Here is a 392-nt window from a genome sequence, read left to right as displayed (position 1 = left end):
TTCGACCTGAGCGCGTACGCGGGCAAGACCGTCGAGGTCTTCCTCTCCTACGTTTCGGACGGCGGCTCCGGCGGCCGCGGCCTCTTCGCGGACGACGCACGCGTCTCCGTGGGGGGAGCCGACCAGGCCGTGGAGGGGTTCGAGACCTCCCTGGGAGCCTGGACCGCCCAGGGCGCACCTGCCGGAAGTCCCGCGGTTCCGGGCGATTGGGCCCGGTCCGGCGAGCTGTTCAAGTCCTACGCCTCGGTGACTACGCGTAACACGGTGCTCCTCGGCTTCGGCCTGGAACACCTGCCGGCGGCGGCGGACCGAGCCGTACTCGTCGGTAAGGCGCTCAGGTCGCTGCACCGCTGATCATACGAGCCCCTTTCGCTCACTCTGAGTGATGGGGG

At 69.6% G+C, this 392-nt stretch carries 1 pseudogene; it reads left to right on the top strand.

The annotated features are described in order from the left end of the window. Positions 1–354, top strand: a pseudogene (locus G3I78_RS50435) (immune inhibitor A domain-containing protein); the annotation flags it as partial. Positions 355–392: the final 38 nt, after the last annotated feature.

This window comes from Streptomyces sp. SID13726, assembly GCF_010548375.1.
Lineage (GTDB): Bacteria > Actinomycetota > Actinomycetes > Streptomycetales > Streptomycetaceae > Streptomyces.
Note: the sequence above shows the minus strand (reverse complement) of the source record. Positions and strands in the feature narration are given on the sequence as shown.